Source organism: Kitasatospora sp. NPDC058444 (genome assembly GCF_042721415.1).
In the GTDB taxonomy this organism is placed as follows: domain Bacteria; phylum Actinomycetota; class Actinomycetes; order Streptomycetales; family Streptomycetaceae; genus Kitasatospora.
Window position 1 is genome coordinate 1 of sequence record NZ_JBHXLL010000047.1, and the last position, 15,812, is coordinate 15,812.

16 protein-coding genes are annotated in these 15,812 nt (G+C 74.3%); 8 read left to right on the forward strand and 8 right to left on the reverse strand.

Annotated elements, in window-relative coordinates; translation table 11 throughout:
• Nucleotides 1-129: 129 nt before the first annotated feature.
• From ACFWP2_RS33085 to ACFWP2_RS33095, 3 genes are all read right to left on the reverse strand, one after another.
• The gene (locus ACFWP2_RS33085) at nt 130-762 is read right to left on the reverse strand and encodes a hypothetical protein (protein ID WP_380458402.1); all 633 of its coding nucleotides are present in this window, start codon (nt 760-762) and stop codon (nt 130-132) included.
• Nucleotides 763-889: 127 nt separating this feature from the next.
• Nucleotides 890-2,188: an MFS transporter gene (locus ACFWP2_RS33090; RefSeq protein WP_380458404.1), complete on the reverse strand. Its 1,299-nt coding sequence runs from the start codon at nt 2,186-2,188 to the stop codon at nt 890-892.
• Nucleotides 2,189-2,393: 205 nt separating this feature from the next.
• Nucleotides 2,394-3,755: a right-handed parallel beta-helix repeat-containing protein gene (locus tag ACFWP2_RS33095; protein ID WP_380458406.1), complete on the reverse strand. Its 1,362-nt coding sequence runs from the start codon at nt 3,753-3,755 to the stop codon at nt 2,394-2,396.
• A 31-nt stretch (nt 3,756-3,786) separates the two neighbouring features.
• Here ACFWP2_RS33095 and ACFWP2_RS33100 point away from each other — a divergent pair, with 31 nt between their 5' ends.
• Complete coding sequence (locus ACFWP2_RS33100; protein WP_380458408.1) at nt 3,787-5,016, forward strand: Dyp-type peroxidase; 1,230 nt, start codon at nt 3,787-3,789, stop codon at nt 5,014-5,016.
• Between the two features lie 130 nt (nt 5,017-5,146).
• The gene (locus ACFWP2_RS33105; RefSeq protein WP_380458410.1) at nt 5,147-5,296 is read left to right on the forward strand and encodes a hypothetical protein; all 150 of its coding nucleotides are present in this window, start codon (nt 5,147-5,149) and stop codon (nt 5,294-5,296) included.
• A 65-nt stretch (nt 5,297-5,361) separates the two neighbouring features.
• On the opposite strand, the gene ACFWP2_RS33110 is transcribed toward ACFWP2_RS33105, so the two are convergent.
• Entirely contained in the window at nt 5,362-6,582 is a 1,221-nt protein-coding gene (locus tag ACFWP2_RS33110) for a cytochrome P450 (protein WP_380458412.1), read from the reverse strand.
• Between the two features lie 141 nt (nt 6,583-6,723).
• Complete coding sequence (locus tag ACFWP2_RS33115) at nt 6,724-7,350, reverse strand: TetR/AcrR family transcriptional regulator (protein ID WP_380458414.1); 627 nt, start codon at nt 7,348-7,350, stop codon at nt 6,724-6,726.
• Between the two features lie 101 nt (nt 7,351-7,451).
• On the opposite strand from ACFWP2_RS33115, the gene ACFWP2_RS33120 reads away from it, so the two are divergent.
• Both ACFWP2_RS33120 and ACFWP2_RS33125 read left to right on the forward strand, forming a co-directional pair.
• Complete coding sequence (locus ACFWP2_RS33120; protein ID WP_380458416.1) at nt 7,452-7,928, forward strand: DUF4345 domain-containing protein; 477 nt, start codon at nt 7,452-7,454, stop codon at nt 7,926-7,928.
• Nucleotides 7,929-7,973: 45 nt separating this feature from the next.
• Complete coding sequence (locus ACFWP2_RS33125) at nt 7,974-8,516, forward strand: MOSC domain-containing protein (protein ID WP_380458418.1); 543 nt, start codon at nt 7,974-7,976, stop codon at nt 8,514-8,516.
• A 224-nt stretch (nt 8,517-8,740) separates the two neighbouring features.
• Here the strand turns inward: ACFWP2_RS33125 and ACFWP2_RS33130 are convergent, their stop codons facing one another.
• The 3 genes from ACFWP2_RS33130 to ACFWP2_RS33140 form a co-directional block, all read right to left on the reverse strand.
• Nucleotides 8,741-9,022 (reverse strand): metal-sensitive transcriptional regulator, encoded by a 282-nt coding sequence (locus tag ACFWP2_RS33130; RefSeq protein WP_360338919.1) that lies wholly within the window; start codon nt 9,020-9,022, stop codon nt 8,741-8,743.
• A 115-nt stretch (nt 9,023-9,137) separates the two neighbouring features.
• Nucleotides 9,138-9,455: a heavy-metal-associated domain-containing protein gene (locus ACFWP2_RS33135; RefSeq protein ID WP_380458420.1), complete on the reverse strand. Its 318-nt coding sequence runs from the start codon at nt 9,453-9,455 to the stop codon at nt 9,138-9,140.
• A 735-nt stretch (nt 9,456-10,190) separates the two neighbouring features.
• Nucleotides 10,191-11,723, reverse strand: a complete 1,533-nt coding sequence (locus ACFWP2_RS33140; RefSeq protein ID WP_380458422.1) for a serine protease — start codon at nt 11,721-11,723, stop codon at nt 10,191-10,193.
• Between the two features lie 190 nt (nt 11,724-11,913).
• Between ACFWP2_RS33140 and ACFWP2_RS33145 the strand changes: the two genes are divergently transcribed.
• The 4 genes from ACFWP2_RS33145 (at nt 11,914) to ACFWP2_RS33160 (ending at nt 15,775) form a co-directional block, all read left to right on the forward strand.
• A complete protein-coding gene (locus ACFWP2_RS33145) occupies nt 11,914-12,573 on the forward strand; it encodes an RNA polymerase sigma factor (RefSeq protein ID WP_380458424.1) in 660 nt (219 codons plus the stop codon).
• On the forward strand, nt 12,570-13,724 hold the full coding sequence (locus tag ACFWP2_RS33150; RefSeq protein WP_380458426.1) for a CU044_5270 family protein: 1,155 nt from the start codon (nt 12,570-12,572) through the stop codon (nt 13,722-13,724). Before ACFWP2_RS33145 ends, ACFWP2_RS33150 begins: the two co-directional genes overlap by 4 nt.
• Before the next feature lie 37 nt (nt 13,725-13,761).
• A complete protein-coding gene (locus ACFWP2_RS33155; protein ID WP_380458428.1) occupies nt 13,762-13,995 on the forward strand; it encodes a hypothetical protein in 234 nt (77 codons plus the stop codon).
• A gap of 343 nt (nt 13,996-14,338) precedes the next feature.
• Complete coding sequence (locus ACFWP2_RS33160; RefSeq protein ID WP_380458430.1) at nt 14,339-15,775, forward strand: MFS transporter; 1,437 nt, start codon at nt 14,339-14,341, stop codon at nt 15,773-15,775.
• Nucleotides 15,776-15,812 lie beyond the last annotated feature (37 nt).

Genomic DNA, 15,812 nt, shown 5'->3' on the forward strand with positions numbered 1-15,812 from the left:
GTTCAGCCACGTGATCATTCTGACCACCCGGTGCCGCCCGGCGCAGCAACCGGACGACACATCAACGGGGCGAACCTTGCCTGATGCGGCACTAGCCCCCGCCTCCCGGTGGGGAGTTCCCCCGGGCTGTCAGGGTCGCGCCCCGCGCGTGACGATCTCCTTCACGCCTTCCATGACGGCCCTGCCGGTCCGCCACCGGCGGAGGTGGCGGTCGGCCGCCAGCTCCTCGACGGCCGAGGTCAGCCAGGCGTCGTCGCCGAGCCGTTCGACGCGGCCGAGGTCGACGATGTCGCCCAGCAGTTGGCGCAGCACCGTGAGCTCCGGGGCCGGGTACCACCACCGGTGGTGGACGAACCGGGGCTTCCACATGTCGTAGGGGTGCCGGACCATGGCGCTCAGGCAGGAGCCGTGGGCGCCGATCGCGCCGTCCTGCCCGGTCGGCAGCCCGCCGGCCGGTGTGCCGGTGAACCGGCCGCTGGTGACGCCGAGTTGCAGGCTCATCAGACGGTTCCACGGCACCTGGAACGGCTCCCGTCCGCTGACGCGGTGCTCGAATCCCCCGGGGAGGACGGCGAGGTACGCCCGGCTCTCGTGGTCGCCGATGAACCAGCTGCCGTCGATCCGCACCAGCGGGCCGAGGCCGACGGGCGGCGCGACGGCGGGGGAGGAACCGGAGGCGCGGGAGGAATCGGGGGCGGTGGGGGATCCGGGGGCGTCGGAGGCGGCCGACCGGTCCGCGGCGGTGGGGTGGTTGGCGTTCACGGCTCTCCTCAGGGCATGCGGCGCTGCGCGCCGACCAGTCTTCCCGGTGCCACCCCTCGGATCACCATACCCGCAGACAGGGGCCGTTGAGCGGGAGGACGCGAAAGCCGCCTTTCCGGCACCGAAGTTACTCGGCCTCGGCCCGGGTGTCGGTGTCGGACCCGGCGCCGGTGCCCGACGCGGCCGGAACGGCCTCCATCGCGGTCATCCGCGGGAGCAGGAACAGCACCACGACCAGCAGGACCAGCAGCAGGCCGCCGGCGATCAGGAGCGGGGTGCGGATGTTGACGGCGGAGGCGATCCAGCCGCTGAGGGCGGCGCCGGACATGATGCCGAGGCGGCTCAGCAGCATGTAGCAGCTGTTCACCCGGCCGAGCAGCTCCTTCGGCACGGCCTGCTGGCGCAGCGAGATCGCCTGGATGTTCCAGGTGACGATCCCGAAGCCGACCACGCCGTACAGCGCGGCCACTTCGGCCACCGAGGTGCTCAGGCCCATCAGGATCAGCGCGACGCCCATCAGCAGGAAGGCGAGGGCGATCCGGGTGCCGCGGCCGAGCAGTCGGCTGAGCCGGCCGGCCAGCGTGCTCGCGGCGGTGCCGCCGATGGCGCCGGCCGCGAGCACGATGCCGTAGGAAGCGGCGGGGGCGTGGATGACCCTGGTGACCATCAGGACCATCATGGTGGTGCCCATGAAGCAGGCGAGCGCGCCGAGCGTGGAGAGCACGGCGAGCATCCGTACGTCGCGGTGGTGGACCAGCCAGTCGACGCCCTCGCGGATCTCGGTGAGCACCGGGCGGCGGTCGGCCGGGGTGCGCGGGGCGGTGGAGCGGCCGGTGGCGGCGACCAGGACGGCGGCGAGCGCGAAGGACACGCCGTCCACCGTGAAGGGGGAGGCGGCGGCCACCGCGAACAGCGCCGAGCCGAGCAGCGGGCCGATCAGGTTGCCGCCGACGAGCATGTTGGCCTGCATCCGGCCGTTGGCGGCGTCGAGCTGGTCGGGGCGGACCAGCTCGGGGACGGCCGAGGTGGCGGCGTTGGAGAAGACCGTCTCGCCGCAGCCGAGCAGGAAGGCCAGTGCGGCGAGTGCGACCAGCGGCGGGTCGGCGAGGAAGATCCAGCAGGCGAAGCCCAGGACGACGACGGCGCGCGCCGCGTCGATCGTCCACATCAGCCGCCGCCGGTCGGCCCGGTCGGCGAGCACTCCGCCGTACAGGGACATCACCAGGAAGGGCAGGGACGCGGCGACGGAGACCACGGAGACCGCGCTGGGGGAGTCGGAGACGGCCACCGCCAGCAGCGGCAGGGCGGAGTCCCGCATGCCGTCGCCGACCGAGGAGATCGCCGACGCGGACCACAGCAGGTTGAACTTCCGGCCCAGTTGGGGACGGGTCTTGGACGGCTTCGCGGCCAGGTCAGCTGAGGTCACCGACGCAGTATGTCATGTCCGCGGAGGGCGGTTCCGATGGTTTCCGAACTGCCGGAGGTGTCCTGAACTGTCCGTGTTGGCAAGGGTGTCGGGCTCATCCGTCGGTGTCCGCCGGTGTCCGGAGTGTCCGGTGGGCCTCGACGGAAGCGGCCGGGACCCGCCGGGCGCACCGACGCGCGCCCGAACGAGCCCCCGGGTCCCGGAGTCAGTGCTTCGGCACGGCGTCCGCGGACTCCGGCAGCGGATAGGCCCCGGGGTCGACCGGCCCCGGGAGGTCGGTCGCCGGGCGGCCGGGCGCGGTCGGGTCCGGCAGCGACGGCTGGGCCGGCGGGACCGGCACCTGACTGAACGGGATGCCGGCCGGCGCCTGGACCGGGCTGGTGCGGCCGAAGGGCGGGGCGGTCCGGCCCTGGGCGGCGCAGCCCACCAGGGTCTCCAGGCCGTCCGGGCTCTGGACGGCCGGTTGGTTGCCGCTGAAGCAGTTGCCCGGGTCGACGGAGGCGAGCACCAGGTCGGTGCCGTTGCCGGTGGCCCGGTTGCCCTCGACGCGGTTGCCGCTCGCCGGGTGCCCGGGCGGGTCGGTGATGACGACGCCGGCCGCCCGGTTGCCCTGGACCAGGTTGCGCTGCACCTGGTTGGCCGTGCCGCCGCCGATCCCGATGCCGATGCCGTGGGCGCCGTCGGCCTGCTGGGGGCTGTCGGCGGAGTTGTTGTCGGTGACGACGTTGCCCGCGACCACCGCGCCGTGCTGCGGGGCGAGGGCTTCGAGGTCGTTGGAGTTGAGCGTGATGCCGACCCGGTTGCCGTGGACCAGGTTGCCGACGATGGTGAGGTTGTCGGAGGCGTTGGTGACCTCGATGCCGACGGCGTTGCGTTCGACGGTGTTGCCCCGCACCAGGGTGTCGCAGGGCTTGCACTGGCCGACGTAGATGCCGGAGTCGGCGCCCCCGGAGGCGTACGAGTCCTCGATGATCCCGCCGCGGGCGTCGAAGGCGTAGATGCCGTACAGGCCGTTGTTGTACGCGGTGACGTTGCTGGCGCGGAAGCCCTGGACGGGCGGGAAGCGGACGGTGTCCAGCGGGTCGTAGGCGGAGCCGCCGGCGCCGCGCTGCTGCAGCTTCTCGTCGGTGACGCCGGTGAAGAGCACGCCGTTGGCGAGGTAGCCGTGCACGGTGAGGTTCTCCACCACGGAGCCGGGGCCGGAGGCGGTGATGCCGTTGACCAGCCGCAGACCGCCGTCCAGGACCACGGTGTTGCGGTCGGTGCCGCGCAGCACGATCTTGGGCTTGGTGAGGCGCACGCTCTCCCGGTAGGTGCCCGGGTCGACCAGCACGGTGTCCCCCTCGCGGGCGACGTCGACGGCCTGCTGGATGGTCGGGAAGTGCTGCGGGACCCGGATCACCGTGCCGTCCGGGTGCTTGGCGTCGGAGGAGGTCGAGCCGCCCGAGGAACAGCCGGCGAGAGCGAGGACGGCGGCGGCGAGCAGAGCGGGCAGCCGCTTGACGGTCCGGGCCCCGCGTGAGGGGGTTGCGCCCGAGCCGAGGTGACGTGTGGTCAAAAGTTGCATACGGCGTGTTCTATCGTCTCCAATGTCGCCCATGCATGCCGAAGCCGGAAAGGCGCAGGACCAGCCACCGACCGTCAGGACCGGTGTGGGGCGGAGGGCTCTGATCACGGGAGGGGCGGTGGCGGCCGCCGGGCTCGGTGCGGGGGCCGCGGCTCTGGCCCTCGGCGGCGAGGTCCGCGGCGGCGACGTGCAGGGCGGCCCCGGCCGGACGGCGGCGGCGCCGGAGCCGTCCGCGGTGCCCTTCCACGGTGAACGGCAGGCCGGGGTGACGGCCCCCCAGCAGCCGGCCACCCAGCTGCTGGCCCTCGACCTGGCGCCCGCCGCGACCTCGGACGGGCGGGCCGCCCTGCGCGCCCTGCTCGGCGGGCTGACCCGGGTGCTGGCCGAGGCGGCGGGCGACCGCCCGGCGGACGCGCGGCTGCGGGACGGCCGACCGGCCGGGCTCAGCAGCCTGGTGGGGGTCGGGCCGGGCCTCGCCGCCCGACTGGGGCTGAACGTTCCGCCGGCCCTGCTGACCGAGCTGCCGGCCTTCCCCGGGGACCGGCTCGACCCGGCGCGCGGCGGCGGGGACCTGGTGATCCAGCTGTGCGCGGCGGACCGCTGGCCGCTGTCCGTGGTCGCGGAGCAGGTGGGCGAGGCGGCCCGGGCGGCCGGCGCGGCGGTGCGGTGGACGCAGTCCGGCTTCCTGGCCCGGACGGCCGCGGGCGCCACCCCGCGCAACCTGTTCGGCTTCAAGGACGGCACGGCGAACCCGAACGGCCCGGAGGCCGGTCAGTGGGTCTGGGGCCCGCCGGGGCCGCACGAGCACGGGACGGTGCTGGTCTACCGCCGGATCCGGATGGACACCGCCGCCTTCGCCGCCCTCCCCGGGGACCGCCAGGAGCAGGTGATGGGCCGACGGGCCGGGGACGGCGCCCCGCTCACCGGCACGGCGGAGCACGACGAGCCGGACATCTACGCCAAGAACCCGGACGGCTCGTACCTCATCCCGGCCACCGCGCACGTCCGCCTCTCCAGTCCCCGGCTGGACGGCGGCGCCCGGATGCTGCGCCGCGGCTACAGCTACGACGACGGACCGGGCGACCGCGGCCTGCTGTTCTGCGCCTTCGTGCGCGACCCGGCCCAGTTCACCCGTGTCCAGAACCGGCTGGCCGCCCGCGACGCCCTCAACGCCTTCGTCGAGCACACGGCCTCGGCGGTGGCCTACGTCCTGCCGGGGGCGCCGGAGGGCGGGACGCTGGGGGAGGGGCTGTTCTCGTGAGCCGGGGGGAGGGGCTGCCGCTGTCGCGCGGGGAGCAACCGCTGTCGGGCGGGTCTTCGCCGACGCCTACGGACTGGACGAGAGCGAACGGCGTGCCCTGGTACCGCTGTTGGCGCCGCGCTGCCGGGCCATGCACGACTTCCTGCGGGACCGGGCGGGCCGTGGCGTCCAGCCCTGGGCGGGGCTCTGGGCGGCGGGGCACGGGGAGGTCTGGCGCACCGACGCCGAGTACATCGAGCGGCGCCGGGAGCACTGGTCGGGCGCCCTGCTCGACGGCTGACGCCGAGCGGGGCGCCGGTCACTATCCGGGCCCGGCCGCCGGGCTCCCGGCCGTCGGGGGCCCGGCTACCACTCCACCGGGAGGCGGGCCGGGCTCCGGGTGGTGCCGCCGAGCTGCCAGGCGAGCTCCGCGACCGGGACGGTGAGGCGCAGGCCCGGCAGGGCGGTGGCGAGCCGGTGCAGGGACTCGCGCATCTCCAGGCGGACCCGCCAGGCGCCGATGCAGTAGTGCGGGCCGGCGCTGAAGGCGAGGGTGGGGGCGGCGAGCGGAAGACCGAGGTCGGCGTCGAGGCCCTCGGGGTGGACGGCCGGGTCGCGGTTGGCGCTGCCGAGGCTGACGGCGACGACCGAACCGGCCGGGATGGTGACGTCACCGATCTCGATCGGCGCGGTGGTGCGGCGGATGGTGGCCTCGTCGTCGCCGAGCGGGATGTAGTGCAGCAGGCGTTCGGCGGTGCGCTCGGCGACGGCCGGGTCGGCCAGGCGCGGCCAGTGCTCGGGGCGTTCGCCGAGCACGTAGACCAGGGCGTTGGCGAGGGCCCCGGCGACGCTCTCGTTGCCGCTGGCGGTGAGCCCGGCGACCAGGAAGACGAGGGACTCCTCGGGGACGCCGCCGTCCTGGTCGGCGGCCCGGACCAGTCGGCTGACCAGGTCGTCGCCGGGATCGCGGCGCCGGCGGGCGACCAACTCGCCCATGAAGGCGCCGAATTCGGCGAGGGTGTCGTCGTGCTGCCCGTCGCTCGCGCCCGGTTCGCCGCCTTGGGCGTCGCCCTGGGCGAGCAGGGCGAGGGTCCAGCGGTGCAGCCGCTCCTCGTCCAGGTGGTCGGGCCCGTCCCCGTCGAGCCCCATCAGCCGGGTGGTGACGGCGAACGGTACCGGCCGGGCGAACGCGGGGACCAGGTCGGCGGGCGGACCGGCGGCGACCAGCCGGTCCACGGACTGCTGGACGGCGGCGGCGACCCAGGGCTGCCAGCCGGCGATGGCGCGCGGGGTGAAGGCCCGTTGGACGGTGCCGCGCAGCCGCCGGTGGGCGGGCCCGTCCTGGTTGAACAGGGACGCCGGGTTGGCGGCCACGTCGGCGGTGGCACCCGCGGTGCCGACGTCATGCAGGTCGGCCCGGGTGACCCGGGGGTCGCCGAGGACCTGCCGGACGTCGTGGTACCGGGTGATCAGCCACGCGGGGGTGCCGTCCGGGAGGGTGGTGGGGTGGGGCGGCTGGGCCGGGGTGAGGGGGAGCCGGTGGAGTGGGGGGAGGGTGGTCCGGGTGTCGGCTGCGACGGAGTCCATGGGTCCCTTCGCGGGGTTCGGAGGTCCGGCTGGGCGAGGGAGTCAGAGCATCCAATTGTCGTATATTCATAGGTAATTGGATGCTTGTGGAGCTTCTCCCGTTACGCCCCGATGGTATGCCCTCGGTGCCCCCGGGCGCCCTCAGTGCCCTCGGTGCCCCCAGTCGGGCGCCGGATCGACGGGCAGCAGCGGCCGGAGGGCGCCCAGGACGGCGCCGATGCAGGCGTCCCGCAGCTCGGTGCGGGTGCAGGTCTCCTCGGTCAGCCAGTCGATGACCAGCACCCGGACGAACACCAGCCAGCTGCGCAGGACCTGGGACACCGCCTGCCGCGCCCGCTCGTCCGCGAGCGGGAGGACGCCGAGCAGTCGGCCGCGCAGGGCGTCGAGCTCCTCGGTGATGATCGTCTGGATCACCTGGTCCCCGGCCAGCACCCGGTTGGCCGCCAGCACGGCCTGCCGGTTGGCGATGAAGTAGTCCAGATGGGCGTCCATGCCCTCGATCAGCTGCTCGATCAGGGAGTCGGCCGGGTCGAAGCGGGTCCTGGCGAGCAGGCCGTCGGCGGCCTCCCGGTAGAGCGCGGCGAAGAGGTCGTGCTTGCTCGCGAAGTGCCGGTACAGCAGCGCGCGGGAGACCCCGGCCCGCTCGGCGACCTCCTCCATCAACACCTCCTCGTACGGACGTTCGGCGAACAGCCGGGCGCCGACGGAGAGCAGCTGGGCGCGTCGCTCGGCGGGGGAGAGGCGGCGGCGTCGTTCGTGGACTGGCATGCGGGCCAGGGTACTTGACACGTGTCTACTTGTTGGCGCTAGCTTGATGGGCGGCTAAGTAGACGCGTGTCAACCGGATCTCCGGGACGGGTGGGTGGGGCATGGCCAAGGCGCTACGGGTGCTCGCGTGGACGATGGGGATCGCCTGCGTGGCGATCGGGTTCCTCCACATCCTGCTGGGAAACGCCGCGATGCCCGGGATCGCGGACGCCGGTCCGACGGTCGGCAGCTTCGGCCGCTTCATGGGCGCGGTCTTCGCCGGGTACGGCCTCGCCTGGATCCAGGCCGCCCGCCAGGCGCCGGTGCCCGCCCGGACGGTGCGGTGGCTGGCGGCAGTGCTCCTGCTGGGCGGCCTCGCCCGGGTGCTGTCGATCGTGGCGGACGGCCGGCCGCACGGGTTCCAGCTGGTGCTGATGGCGATCGAACTCGGCCTCGCGCCGGTGTACTTGTGGCTCGCCGACGCGGACGAGCGGGCGCGCGGCGGGAGCGGGGCCCCGGCCGGGAGCGGGGCCCTGGCCGAGAACGAGGCCCCGGCCGGGAACGGGGCTCCCGGAGAGGCGATCGCACGGGGTGACTAGGCTCCTGAGCCGATCGAACGCACGTCTGCGAGGGGAGCCCGGAACATGAGCGGCACCGTGGTGGCGGTCAGCAGCAACGCCGAGTACTCGTTCACCAAGCCGAACCGGGACGGCATCACGCTGCTCGCCGGACTGGGCGTCGAGGGGGACGTGCACGCCGGGGTGACGGTCAGGCACCGCTCCCGCGTCGCCCAGGACCCGACCCGGCCCAACCTGCGCCAGGTCCACCTGATCCACCGCGAACTGCTCACCGAACTGCGCGAGTCGGGCTTCGACGTGGCCCCCGGCGCGCTCGGCGAGAACATCACCACCGAAGGCGTGGACCTGCTCGGCCTGCCGGTCGGCGCGGTGCTGCGGATCGGCCCACGGGCGGAGGTGGAGATCACCGGCCTGCGCAACCCGTGCGCCCAGATCGACACCTACCGGCCGGGCCTGCTCAAGCAGGTCGTCGGCCGCGCCGAGGACGGAACGATCGTGCGCCGCGCCGGCATCATGGGCATCGTCCGCACCGGCGGCCCGGTCCGGCCCGGCGACACCGTCGAGGTCGAACTCCCCGACGGCCCGCACCGCCCGCTCGACCGGGTCTGAGCGGGAACGGCCCGCCGGTCCGAGGTCGGCCATGGCGGCAACGTCAGCGCGACGGTTCTCCGTCGACGCGACACAGGTCGTAGAGGTGCGGCTCGCCCGCCTTCCAGCCGGGCCACGGGCCGATCCCTCTTCGCGGGATGCCAGGCGATACCCCCACCCCGTAACGGCGACGGCTCCCGGCGCGTGAGCTGCCGGGAGCCGGGTCGTCAACCACTGAGGCGCGGTCAGGACTTGACGAGCCGGGCGATGGCCTGGTTGGCCTCCCGGATCTTGGTGCTCGCCTCCTGGCCGCCCTCGGCGATGGCGTCGCGGACGCAGCATTCGATGTGCTCGTCGAGGAGTTGGAGGGCGAAGGACTGGAGGGCGCGGCTGGCGGCGGAGACCTGGGTCAGGACGTCGATGCAGTAGGTGTCCTGTTCGACCATACGCTGGAGGCCGCGGATCTGGCCCTCGATGCGACGGAGCCTCTTGCGGAAGTCGTCCTTGTGGGAGCTGTAGCTGGCCATGGCCGTCTCCGGTTCCTGTGCGGTGAGGCGTGCTCACACTCTACCGGCGGGCCGCGCGCGTGGAGCCGGCCCGGAGGGGCGGGGTGCTGCCCCCCTCCGGGCCGACGCCGGCGGGTCAGCCCTCGACGCGGCCGACCAGGTCGTAGCCGGCCTCGTCGACGGCGGCGGCCACCTCGGAGTCGGCGAGCGCCCGGGTGCTGCCGACGGTGACCCTGCCGGTGGCGAGGTCCACGGCGACGTCCTCGACCCCGTCGAGCTTCTTCAGCTCGGCCGTCACCGAGGTGACGCAGTGGCCGCAAGTCATGCCCTTCACCTGGAAGACCGAGGTCCGGGCGGACTCGGCGGCCGGCGCCGCACCGGCGTTGGTGCCGCACGAGCCGCAGCAGGAGGAGGTCTCGGCGGCGGACTCGACGGTGACGGTGGTCTCGCTCATGGGTGTGCTCCTGTCGTGGATGCCCGACGCCGACCGGACTGCCCGGGCGGCTGCTTCACTTTGAACATACCATACCCCCCCAGGGTAATGAGAAGGGCTTTGCCGTGCGCCCCGCCATCCGGCGGACGTCGTCAACGCCCCGACGAGAAAGCCCTGTTGCCGCCCCCAAGCCCCACCTCGTTGAGCGGTGCGCTGAACGTTGGCGCTGGCCTCCTCGACCCAGGAGGCCAGCGCCAGAAAAGCTCAACGGGGGATATGGAGGAGGAACACGGCACTGGCGTGTTGACGCGCGCTTCGAGGGGTAGCTCACCTCGCTGCGCCGGATCGACGGGACGTGGGGGTGGGTCTGGGGGCCACGATGAGGACTGCCCCTGGCTGCGATGCCGGTGACGAATTCCTTTACGTGGAGCGCGATGCGAGCGGGCGGTCGGCCGGGAGGGTCCGGTGGTGCCCGGGGCTACAGCAGCAGGGTGTTGAAGGAACTGGTCGGCTGGTCGAGGCGGCGGCCCCAGTGGCGGCCTGCGGTGTCGAGGGTGCTGAGCAGGGTCGTGCGGTCCTCGGGGTGGTCGCGGAGCATGTGGGCCGAGCGCTCGATGACGACGAGGTGGTGGACTCAGGGGGCCTCACCGATCCGGTACGCGGTCATGCCCCGACACGGTAGCCGGGCGGCCGTGGAGGGCGTCGGCGCCTGCCGGGGGAGCAGGCAGGCGCCGAGCCGTCAGGTGGCCGTCGTCGTCACCGGGTGCGGTAGGCGTCGGTGATGGTCTGCTCGAGGGTGTTGCCGTCGGTGTCGGTCAGTTCGGCGCGCAGGGAGACGTCGGTGCCCGCCGGCGGGTTCTGGACGGTGACGGCGCCGGCCTCGACCGGGAGGCGGGTCCAGGAGGCGCCGCCGTCGGTGGAGGCCGAGACGGTCAGCGAGCGGGTGCGGCCGTCCGCGGCGGCGCCCTGGACGGTGACCGGGATGCGCAGCGCGCTGCCGGCCGTGGCGGTGCCGCGCAGGTCGAGCTCCGGGGAGAACCGCACGACGCTGACCGGGAGGGCGGTCGGCCCGGTGGTGGTGGCCGAGGTGAAGGTCCAGGACGCGTTGACGCGGGTGGTCGCGCCGGCCGCGGCCTTGCGGGTCACGGTGGTGGCCAGGCGGTAGGAGGCCTGGCCGGCGGGCACGGTGAACTCGCCGCGTCCGGCCGCGCCGGAGGCGGCGCCGACCAGCACGCCGTCGCGGTACAGCGAGGTGTAGGCGGTGTCGAACGACGGGGTCCACGGCGCGTGGCCGTCGCCGTCGGCGAGCAGCGGGACGTTCGCGGTGATCCGGTCGCCGTCGCGTGAGACGGCGGGACGCTCGGTGAGCGCGGGGCCGAAGACCGGGCTGTCGAAGGTGTGGGTGGTCGTGGTGCCGGCGCGTACGGCGATGCGGTCGGCGGAGTAGTGGTTCGGCGCCGCCTCGTCGGCGCCGGGGACGGTGACACCGATGTCCCAGGTGCCGCGCTCGGGCGTGACCAGGAAGGTGGCGGTGCCCGGCGTCTTCAGGACCCGGGGTGCGGCGGCGACCGTCCCGGTGCTCGGCAGGATGCTGAGGAGGGCGGTGCCGGTGCTGCCCGGTCCGGCGGCGCCGCGGATGTTCAGGGTGGCCAGTTCCTGGGCGGAGTACTGCCGGGTGAGCCCGGTCAGGGCGCGGGTGCCGGAGAAGGTCTGGCCGAGCAGGTAGCCGCCGGTGTCGGTCGCCCACTGCGCGTCGTACCACTGCTGCACCGCGCCGGCCTCGGTCTCGGGCCCCTGGTGGGCCACGCGCAGGTTCGTCGACCGGTTGCCGACGTTGGCGCTCCTGGTGACACCGCCGTGGGTGACCTCGACGAACATCGAGCTCTGCAGGAAGCGCGCGCCGCCGTCCGGGGGCCGGACGTCGACGGGGGCGGTGGTCCGCGCGTCGACGGTGACGGTGGTGTCCCGGTCGAGGTCGAGGCGCGGCTGGACGATCCAGTCCGTCCAGACCGGGCCGCCCGTCCCCTGGTCCGTGGGCAGGGTGCTGTCCAGCAGGTACCGGCCCTTGGGCAGCCGCACGGTGGTGACCCCGGAGGCGTCCTGCTGCCTGAGGACCTCCTCGGCGCCGTTCTCGAAGACCCCGCTGACGTGGTCGCGGAACTCGCCGGCCGGTTGGCCGTCGCGGCCCAGGTGCCTGATGGTGAGGGTGTACGTCTCCGGTTCCGCTTCGGCGGCGAAGGCCGCGCCGCCGAAGGCGGGGGTCGAGGTGCCGACCAGGGCGACGGCCACGGCCAGGGCCCGGAGGGCGTTCCGGCGGTATGGGGAACGGGAGGCGGAACGGGAAGCGGAGTGAGGGGCGGGACGGGGTGCGGAAGGTGCGGTCATGTTCTGCACTGCTCGGACGGGCGGGGGAGTTCCTGTGACGCACGTCACCGGAACCCGTGCGGCGGACCGGGCAGGGCAGAGTGTGGAAGCACTCATGAGAACGCGTCTTCGCGGCGGCGACCCCGACGTCCTGGGCGAGCTGTACGACGAGCACGCCCAGGTGCTGTACCGCTACGCCCTGCGCGTGACGGGCGACTGGGCGGAGGCCGAGGACGTCGTCTCGACGACCTTCCTGGAGGCGTGGCGCGGCCGGGAGCGGCTGCACCCCGACGGCGACGGCCTGCGCCCGTGGCTGCTGGGGATCGCGACCAACATCATGCGCCGCAACGCCCGTGCCCGCCGGCGCCGTGACCTCGCGCTCGCCCGGCTCCCGGAACGCGGCGCCGTCCCGGACTTCTCCGACGACCTGGTCGCGCACCTCGCCGACGTCGAGCAGCTGCGGGCCGCACGTCGCGCACTCGCCCGGCTCCGGCGCCGCGACCGGGAGGTCTTCACCCTCGTGGTGTGGGCCGGACTGGACTACGCGAGCGCGGCGGAGGCGCTCGGCACGCCGGTCGGCACCGTCCGCTCGCGGCTGTCCCGGGCCCGCGCCCGGCTGCGCGAACTCACCGAGGCCGAGGCCAGGGCGGAGGCGAAGGCCGAAGCCAGGGCCCGCGCGGCCGTGGCCGCCGCCTCCACCGCCTCCACCATCGCCTCGCCCGTGCCGGGACGCCTTCCCGTGCTCCGGCCGTCGACCCAGGAGAGTCACGGATGAACGCCACCCCATGGCGCGGTAGACCAGGCGCGTCGGGCGAGGAGCCCTCGCGGCCTGACGGGTCCTCGCGGCCTGAGCGGCCCGAGCAGCCCGACGAGCCCGAGCAGCCCGAGGAGTCGGAGCGCCGCGCACTCGCCGAGCTGCTGCCCCCGCCGGCCGTGCCCGGCCTGGCCGCGGATCGCCGACTGCTGCTGCGCGAGGAGCTGTTGCGCGAGGCCGCCGCGTCCGCCGAGCCGCGGCGGCGCGCCACCCGGCGCCCGGCCCGGTTCCGGATCGCGGTGCCGGCGCTCGCCTGCGCCCTGGCGGCCGTCGGCGTGGTGGCGGTGGACCTCGGGGGTGCGGGCGGACGCGACCGCGTCGCGGTGGCCGAAGGCGGCGCCCCCGGCACCTCGGAGGCGGTCCGACTCCTCGACCGCATCGCGCTCGCCGCCTCCGAATCCGAGCAACCGGCGGTCCGCGCGGACCAGTTCGTCTTCATCGAGAGCAGGGTCGCGTACGCGGCGCAGAGCGCGGCGGGCGGTCCCGTGACGATGCCGCCCGTGCACACCCGGCACGTGTGGCTGTCCGCCGACGGCAGCCGTCCCGGCCTGCTGCGCGAGGAGGGCGGGCCCGACACCCGGCTCGGCGAGGACGGGCCGGTCCTCCGGTTCGACCGTCCGGGGGCGACGCCCCGGCCCGACGCCTCACGCGGGAGCGGCCCGTCGATCGACGAGCCGACCCACACGTACGTCGCCTCCCTGCCCACCGACCCGGACGCCCTGCTGAAGCTGATCGGGGAGCAGGCCCGCGGCGCGGGGCAGGACCCGGATCAGCGGGCCTTCGCGGCGATCGGCGACCTGCTGGCCGAGTCCTGGGCTCCGCCGCAGGTCAGTGCCGCGCTCTGCCGGGCCGCCGAGCGGATCCCCGGGGTCACCGTCGTCCCGTCGGCCGTCGACGCCGCCGGGCGCGAGGGCGTCGCCGTGGCCCGTACGGCGCACGGGCGGCAGACCCAGTGGGTCTTCGACCGGACCACGTACGCGTTCCTCGGCGAGCGCACGGTCCTCAGCGAGGCCGGGGAAGCGGGTCCGGCCGGTACGGTGCTCGGCACCTCGGCCGTCCTCGTCAAGGGCGCGGTCGGCCGGGCCGGCGAACTCCCCCCGATGGCACGGTGATGCGGACCAAGGTTCCCACCCCCGAGGCGCGGGTACGGTGCCGACCGGGGGAAACGGCAGCGCCCTGACCAGCAGGATGCTCAACGGCGCGGCGAGCGACGACACCACCTACCACCTCGGCTACCTCACCGCCGACCAGTTCGCCCACGCCCTGGTCTGCTGCGCCCGCCTGCGCGGCGAGCACGACCCGTCCTGGGCACGGCACTTGGAGCCGGGCGTGCGCGCCGTCGTCCAGCGCGGACTGGCCGGGGCCGGGCGTGCGGGCGGCTGAACGGTGGCTGAGCTGTGCCCGGTCGGCGGCCGGCCCCGGACGTGAACAAGCTGTCCCGCAAGGGCTGCTGACGGCTCGTTGAACTCGGTCGGCCGCCCCGCGTTGCCGACCCACCCCTGAAGATACCCCCCACGCCTGAGCGCCTCGATTCCTTCGGCGCCTTCGGTGCCTTCCGTTGACTAAACCGTACCCCCCTAGGGTATGTTCTGGCACGTCTTCGCCGAGGCCTTCGCCGGGCATTCTCGCCATGCCTGCCCTGGGAGTTGACGACACGACCGCCGAAATCATCGCCGCGGGCCTTTCCTGTCCGCGGCCGATACCCCCAACGGGTAGGGAGTAAGAGATGGCAACCGACGACACCGGGCCCAACCCCCGGAGGTGGCGCGCCCTGGCGCTGATCGCCGCCGCACAGTTCGTGGTGATCATGGACACCTCGATCATCGGGGTGGCCCTGCCCAGGATGAAGGACGCCCTCGGCTTCGGCCAGGAGGACCTGTCCTGGGTGTTCAACGCGTACGTGGTCGCCTTCGGCGGCCTGCTCCTGCTCGGCGGACGGCTCTCCGACCTGCTCGGCGCCCGCCGCCTGTTCAGCGCCGGCTGGGCGATCCTCGGCGCGGGCTCGCTGCTCGCCGGTCTCGCCCAGAACGTCCCCACCGAGCTGGCCGGCCGCGGCGTCCAGGGCCTCGGCGCCGCACTGATCGCCCCCTCGGCGCTCACCCTGCTGATGACGCTCTTCGGCGGGAACCCGAAGGAACTGACCAAGGCCTTCGCCCTGTACGGTGCGGCGGCCCCGGCCGGCGGCACCGCGGGCGTCTTCCTCGGCGGCCTGATCACCCAGTACGTCAGCTGGCCGTGGGTGTTCTACATCAACATCCCGGTGGCCGTGGTCGCGCTGCTGGCCACCCCCGCGCTGATGCCCTCCGCGCCCCGGCGCAGCGGCGGCATCGACCTCGTCGGCGCGCTCACCGTCACCGGCGGCCTGGCCGCCGCGGTGTACGCCATCGTCCGTGCCCCGGAGGCGGGTTGGGCCTCGGCCCCGACCCTGCTGACGCTGGCCGTCGCGGCCCTGCTGCTGATCGCCTTCCTGGTCGTCCAGAGCAGGCGCCGCGAGCCGCTGATGCGGCTGAGCATCTTCAGGGTGCCCAACCTCGGCGCCGCCAACCTCGCCCAGTTCCTGCTGGCCGCGGCCTGGGTGCCGATGTGGTTCTTCCTCAACCTCTACCTCCAGCAGGTGCTCCACCTCGGCGCCTTCGCCAGCGGCGCGGCCCTGCTGCCGATGACCGTCGCCATCATGGGCATCATGATCACGCTGGCGCCCCGGCTGATCGCCCGCTTCGGACCCAAGGCCCTGGTCGTCACCGGCATGGTGGCCCTCGGCGCCGGCCTGTTCGGGCTCTCGCTGGCCCGCCCGGACGGCAACTTCTGGACCGACGTGCTGCCCGCCTCGCTGCTCGCCGCGATCGGCATGGCGCTCGCCTTCATCCCCTCCCTCGGCACCGCGATCTCCAGCGCGCCCCCGCAGGACGGCGGCCTCGCCTCCGGCATCGTCAACACCGGCTACCAGGTCGGCTCGGCCCTCGGCCTGGCCGCGATGACCGCACTGGCCGGCGCCCGCACCCCGGACGCCACCGCCGGAGGCCTGACCTCGGGCTTCTCCGCCGCCTTCCTCGGCTCCGCGGCCATCGCGGTGGCCGGCGGCCTGCTCGCGGCGGTCACCCTGCGCACCCCGCGCCCCGAGGCCGCCGGCGCCGCCGGGACGAAGTCCGCGACGGCCGCGTGAGGCCGACCCCCACCCCCACCCACCCCGCCGGGGGTCG